This is a genomic window from Streptomyces sp. P17, assembly GCF_032436805.1.
In the GTDB taxonomy this organism is placed as follows: Bacteria; Actinomycetota; Actinomycetes; order Streptomycetales; family Streptomycetaceae; genus Streptomyces.
The window spans coordinates 1-241 of sequence record NZ_JAVRBF010001398.1 but is presented as its reverse complement, the minus strand read 5'-3'; the positions used below and the strand labels follow the sequence as shown (position 1 = coordinate 241).

The window sequence follows — 241 nt, the reverse complement described above, 5'->3', positions numbered from 1 at the left end:
CCGAATTGACCCCAACGATGCCGGATTCATTGGATCATCTGCTCTCCTAATGACAAATCCAAAGCGCCTTGTCTACACCTAGTGCCCGTAATAATTTCGCTAAGGGATGTTGAGTTTTAGCTGACCGCTTTAGCGCTTCTTGTTGAAGACGTTTTATCAGCGTATTAAGGGCTTGGTAGTCGCACGTTTGGTTTTTTAATGAAAATTTATTTTCATGCAGTGTATAGATCGGAAGAGCACA

Annotated in this window: 1 protein-coding gene; it reads right to left on the bottom strand. The window is 42.7% G+C overall.

The genetic code is table 11. From position 1 onward, the window contains the following. Positions 1-46 precede the first annotated feature (46 nt). Positions 47-241 (bottom strand): hypothetical protein (locus tag RMT89_RS45120; RefSeq protein ID WP_315889547.1); only part of this gene is annotated, 195 nt, incomplete at its 5' end.